This is a genomic window from Nocardioides sp. (assembly GCF_025964975.1).
Lineage (GTDB): Bacteria > Actinomycetota > Actinomycetes > Propionibacteriales > Nocardioidaceae > Nocardioides.
On record NZ_JAOPXV010000016.1, the window covers coordinates 1 to 4,769 of the forward strand.

Below are 4,769 nucleotides of genomic sequence, written 5' to 3' on the forward strand. Positions count from 1 at the left end.
CTCCTCGGCGAGGTGGATGGCCTCGGGAGAGGTGCCCACGATCGGCACCCCGGCGTCCGCGAGGCCCTGGGCGAGCCCCAGCGGGGTCTGTCCGCCGAGCTGGCAGATGACGCCGGCGACCGGGCCCGCCTCCTGCTCGGCGTGGACGATCTCGAGCACGTCCTCGAGCGTGAGCGGCTCGAAGTAGAGCCGGTCGGAGGTGTCGTAGTCGGTGCTGACGGTCTCCGGGTTGCAGTTGACCATGATCGTCTCGTAGCCCGCGCCGCCGCTGCCCAGGGCGAGCGAGGCGTGCACGCAGGAGTAGTCGAACTCGATCCCCTGGCCGATGCGGTTGGGCCCGCTGCCCAAGATGATGACGGCTTCCTTGCCCTCGGCACGCGGTTGCACCTCGGTCTCCTCGTCGTAGGAGGAGTAGTGGTAGGGCGTCTGCGCGTCGAACTCGGCCGCACACGTGTCGACCGTCTTGTAGACCGGTCGCAGGCCGAGAGCCTGTCGGACCCCGCGCACGACGTCCTCGCGCATCCCCCGGATCCCGGCGATCTGGGCGTCGGAGAACCCGTGCCGCTTCGCGAGCCGCAGGGTGCCGTGGTCCAGCTTGGGGGCAGCCGCGACCTCGTCGGCGACCTCCTTGATCAGGAACAGCTGGTCGATGAACCACGGGTCGATCTTCGTGGCCTCGAAGACCTGCTCCGCCGAGGCGCCGGCGCGGATCGCGTCCATGACGATGCGCAGACGGCCGTCGGTCGGCGTGCGCGACTCCTCCAGCAGCGCCGACACGTCGCCCACCGGCGTCGCGAAGTCGAAGATGGCGCCGGGGCTCTCCAGCGACCGGAGCGCCTTTTGCAGCGACTCGGTGAAGTTGCGGCCGATCGCCATCGCCTCGCCGACGCTCTTCATGTGCGTCGTCAGGGTCGGGTCGGCGCCGGGGAACTTCTCGAACGCGAAGCGGGGCACCTTCACCACGACGTAGTCCAGGCTCGGCTCGAACGATGCCGGCGTCTCTTGGGTGATGTCGTTGCGGATCTCGTCCAGGGTGTAGCCGATGGCGACCTTCGCGGCGATCTTGGCGATCGGGAAGCCGGTCGCCTTGGAGGCCAGGGCGCTCGAGCGGGAGACGCGGGGGTTCATCTCGATCACGATCAGGCGGCCGTCCGCGGGGTTCACGGCGTACTGGATGTTGCAGCCCCCCGTGTCGACACCGACGCTGCGGATGATGTCGATGGCCAGGTCACGCATCGCCTGGTATTCGCGGTCGGTGAGGGTCATGGCTGGGGCGACCGTGATCGAGTCTCCGGTATGGACGCCCATCGGGTCGAGGTTCTCGATCGAGCAGATGATCACCACGTTGTCGGCGGTGTCCCGCATGACCTCGAGCTCGTACTCCTTCCACCCGATGATCGACTCCTCGAGCAACACCTCGGTGGTCGGGCTCGCGTCGAGGCCGGAGCCACCGATGCGCAGGAGGTCCTCCTCGTTGTAGGCCATCCCGGAGCCGGTGCCGCCCATGGTGAAGGACGGGCGGACGACCATCGGGTAGCCGAGCTCGTCGACCGCGGCGAGCAGGTCGTCCAGGGAGTGGCAGATCACGCTGCGAGCGCTCTCCCCGCCCAGCTCGGCGACGATCTTCTTGAAGACCTCACGGTTCTCGCCCCGGTCGATGGCCTCGATGCTGGCGCCGATGAGCTCGACGGAGTACTTCTCCAGCACGCCGGCCGCGTCGAGCTGCATCGCGCAGTTGAGTGCGGTCTGCCCGCCCAGGGTGGCCAGAAGGGCGTCCGGGCGCTCCTTGGCGATCACCTTCTCGACGTACTCCGCCGTGATCGGCTCGATGTAGGTCGCGTCGGCGAACTCCGGGTCGGTCATGATGGTGGCCGGGTTGGAGTTGACGAGGATGACCCGTAAGCCCTCGTCCTTGAGCACCCGGCACGCCTGGGTGCCGGAGTAGTCGAACTCGCAGGCCTGCCCGATGATGATCGGCCCCGAGCCGATCACCAGGACGGACTTGATGTCGTCGCGCTTCGGCATGTCAGGCCATCCCGTCCATGAGCTGGGTGAACCTGTCGAAGAGGTAGGCGGCATCGTGCGGACCGGCCGCGGCCTCTGGGTGGTACTGCACGGAGAAGCTCTTGAGCGCGCCCGTGTCGTCGCGCAGCTCGAGGCCTTCCACGACGTCGTCGTTGAGGCAGACGTGGCTCACCGAGGCCATGCCGTACGGCGTGGGCACGCCCTCACCGAGGTCGACCCCGTCCGGCCACTGCACCGCGAAGCCGTGGTTGTGCGCCGTCACCTCGACCTTGCCGGTGGTGCGGTCCATGACGGGCTGGTTGATGCCGCGGTGGCCGTACTTCAGCTTGTAGGTATCGAGGCCGAGCGCCCGCCCGAAGAGCTGGTTGCCGAAGCAGATGCCGAAGTAGGGCAGTCCTCGTCCCAGCGCGTCCTGGAGCAGGGCGACCTGGGCGGTGGTCGCGGCGGGGTCTCCCGGACCGTTGGAGAAGAAGATCCCGTCGGGCTCGACCGCCAGGACGTCCTCGATCGTCGAGGTCGCAGGCAGCACGTGGACCTCGATCCCGCGCTCGCTCATCATCCGGGGCGTGTTGGTCTTGATGCCGAGGTCGATGGCGGCGACGACCAACGGCTTCTCGCGGCCCGCCGCGCTCGCGGGGGCGACGACGTAGGTCTCGGTCGTGGAGACCGCCTCACTGAGGTTCGCGCCGGCCATCTGCCCGGAGTCGAGCACCCGCTTGAGCAGGGCGTCGGCGTCGGTCTCCGTCGTGGAGATTCCGACCCGCATCGCGCCGCGCTCGCGCAGGTGACGGGTCAGGGCACGGGTGTCGACGTCGCTGATCCCGACGACACCCTGCTCCCGCAGCTGGTCGTCGAGGCTGCGCTGCGAGCGCCAGTTGGACGGGACGCGCGCCGGGTCACGGACGACGTAGCCGGCGACCCAGATCCGCGCCGACTCCATGTCCTCGTCGTTCATGCCGGTGTTGCCCACGTGGGGGGCCGTCATCACGACGACCTGCCGGTGATAGCTGGGATCGCTCAGCGTCTCCTGGTAGCCGGTCATGCCGGTGGAGAAGACCGCCTCGCCGAAGGTCTCACCCTCGGCGCCGAAGGCGTGTCCGTGGAAAGACCGCCCGTCTTCGAGGACGAGCAGTGCGGGGGCGCGTGAAGACAACGCCGTACCTCCTTCTCCGCCTCACAGGACGGATCGTTAAAGGATGTTGAGCAGGGCCGACTCTAGCAGCGAACGGAGCGGGTCCGGCCATCTGCGCTGTGTCCGAGACCACGTCCCCTGCCCCCCCATTTCGGCGCACAGGCGTGCACCATGGGACATACCGGCGGTACGCCCGCAGCCGACCAACGTACGGAGCACCCATGCCTCGACCCCTCGCCCTTGCCACCGCTTCCCTGGCTGCGACGGCCTCGCTCCTGCTCGCCCCGACGGCAGACGCAGCAGTGACGATCCCCGTCAGCTGCGTCGCAGGCGAGGTCGTGCTGACCGCAGACGACACGCACTACGAGCTCGTCGGCGCGTGCGGGACCGTGGTCGTGGAGGCCGATCGGTCCACCGTCACCATGTCGACGGCCACGCACCTCTACGTCACCGGCGCGGACACCGAGGTGACCGCGAAGCCCCAGGGCCTCGTCGAGATCAGTGGCGTCAACAGCGTGGTCTCGATGGCGTCGGCCACCTCGCTCTCCCTCATGGGCGGCGGTTCGAAGGCGTCGGTCGCCGGTCTCGTCGAGCAGGTCAGGATCGAGGCCACCGGCGCGTCCCTGACCGCTGACAGGACGCACGTGCTCGTCGTGCGCGGCTCCGGCAACGTCGTCGACGGCGGCCAGGGCTTCCGCACCCGCGTGATCGGTGACAGCAACTCCGTGACGCACGACCTGCTCGAGCGGCTGCGGGTCCGCGGCGATGCCAACGTGGTGTCCGTGGCGTCGGGTCGCACCTCGTGCAAGGTCGTCGGGACCGGCAACACGGTCGCCGTGCTGGCCGCGCGCCGGGGCTGAGACCGCCTGTCCTGCAGGCCTCGGAACATGCCGCGCCACCCGGGTGTGCGCACGGGCCGGTCGGGTAGTTGACTCTGGTCGACAAATCCGTCGACGAGAGATTCCTTCCGTGCGTGCTCACTCCACCGGCCTGTTCCTGATTGCAGCCGTCCTGCCGCTGGCGGCGATGGCTCCGGCCCAGGCAGATGTCGTCGTCGACGCCGGCGGCGCCATCACCATCGACCAGTCGGTGGAGATCGTGACCGTGACGAGTGCCTGCCCAGAGGTCACCATCATCGCGAGCAACTCGACCGTGTCGTTGCCCGACGCGACCGAGGTCACCGTCACCGGCTCCAACCTCGGCATCACTTCGGGAGCGGTGACAGGGGTCGTGAACCTGGGCGGTGGCAACAACGCCTTCACCGCCCCCAGCGCCGAGAGCGTCCAGATCACCGGGGCCAACACGGTCGCGGCCTTCACCGGGCCCGTCAGCGCCGCCACGATCGCGACCGGGAACAGCTCCCTCAAGGCCGACGACCTGGGCACGACGACGGTCAAGGGCGCGAACAACGACGTCGCCGCCGGCTCCGGCAGGTCCCTGGTCGTCCGGGGCGCCAACAACTCTGCGCGCTACGGCTTCCTTGATCTCGTCAAGGTGATCGGCCTCAACAATGCGGTCACGGTCAGGAAGGGCCGCACGAAGGTCGCCGTCCGCGGGGCCAACAACGTGATCCGCGTCCACAAGCGTCGCTGACCAACTATCCGGCGACCAC

4 protein-coding genes are annotated in these 4,769 nt (G+C 68.7%); 2 read left to right on the forward strand and 2 right to left on the reverse strand.

Going from position 1 to position 4,769, the window contains the following annotated elements; all coding sequences use genetic code 11:
* Both carB and carA read right to left on the reverse strand, forming a co-directional pair.
* Positions 1 to 2,025, reverse strand: a 2,025-nt coding sequence (carB, locus tag JWN68_RS01165; RefSeq protein WP_297733445.1) for a carbamoyl-phosphate synthase large subunit, incomplete at its 3' end; no start/stop codon positions are given.
* A 1-nt stretch (position 2,026) separates the two neighbouring features.
* Positions 2,027 to 3,178 carry a glutamine-hydrolyzing carbamoyl-phosphate synthase small subunit gene (carA, locus tag JWN68_RS01170; protein WP_297733450.1) on the reverse strand — a complete coding sequence of 384 codons (1,152 nt, stop codon included), beginning with the start codon at positions 3,176 to 3,178 and terminating at the stop codon, positions 2,027 to 2,029.
* A gap of 200 nt (positions 3,179 to 3,378) precedes the next feature.
* Here carA and JWN68_RS01175 point away from each other — a divergent pair, with 200 nt between their 5' ends.
* Both JWN68_RS01175 and JWN68_RS01180 read left to right on the forward strand, forming a co-directional pair.
* Positions 3,379 to 4,017 (forward strand): hypothetical protein, encoded by a 639-nt coding sequence (locus tag JWN68_RS01175; protein WP_297733453.1) that lies wholly within the window; start codon positions 3,379 to 3,381, stop codon positions 4,015 to 4,017.
* Between the two features lie 109 nt (positions 4,018 to 4,126).
* Positions 4,127 to 4,750 (forward strand): hypothetical protein, encoded by a 624-nt coding sequence (locus tag JWN68_RS01180; RefSeq protein WP_297733456.1) that lies wholly within the window; start codon positions 4,127 to 4,129, stop codon positions 4,748 to 4,750.
* Positions 4,751 to 4,769: the final 19 nt, after the last annotated feature.

Bases quoted from the DNA above. Each gene is read 5' to 3' on its own strand.
- JWN68_RS01175 (WP_297733453.1), top strand. From the start codon at position 3,379: ATGCCTCGACCCCTCGCCCTTGCCACCGCTTCCCTGGCTGCGACGGCC.